The organism is Streptomyces sp. SP17BM10, assembly GCF_036322405.1.
Lineage (GTDB): Bacteria > Actinomycetota > Actinomycetes > Streptomycetales > Streptomycetaceae > Kitasatospora.
In genome coordinates this window covers 1-405 of the sequence record NZ_JAQYXB010000064.1, presented here as the reverse complement: position 1 = coordinate 405, position 405 = coordinate 1, and the positions used below count along the sequence as shown (strand labels likewise).

Annotated in this window: 1 pseudogene; it reads right to left on the bottom strand. The window is 75.3% G+C overall.

Annotation, left to right across the window (positions count from 1 at the left end):
* Positions 1-186, bottom strand: a pseudogene (locus tag PUR71_RS00255) (serine hydrolase); the annotation flags it as partial.
* Between the last annotated feature and the right edge of the window lie 219 nt (positions 187-405).

The following is a 405-nucleotide window of genomic DNA, read 5'->3' as shown; positions in this document are numbered from 1 at the left end:
GGTGGTGCGCATCTCGGCGAGCTGCGCCGCGGGCAGGAGCCGGCCGCCGAGGAGCGCGGTGAAGAACGCGTTGAGGTCGCTGTTGGTGGAGACGATCGCCCCCGCCGCCCAGGCCATCGAGGGGTCCATCTCGGTGTAGTGGTGGAGCGAGCCGTGGGCGTGCTGGTTGTGGCCCTCGGGGTGGGGGTGGTGGGGGTGTGTGTGTTTGTATTGTCTGGTTTCGCACACACCCCAACACCCTGGGCGGGGGTTTGCCTGTGCGGCAGGGTCGTTTCTTAAATTATCGAGTGTCTCGCGCCCCCCCACCCCCCCCCCCCCCCCCCCCCCCCCCCCCCCCCCCCCCCCCCCCCCCCCCCCCCCCCCCCCCCCCCCCCCCCCCCCCCCCCCCCCCCCCCCCCCCCCCCC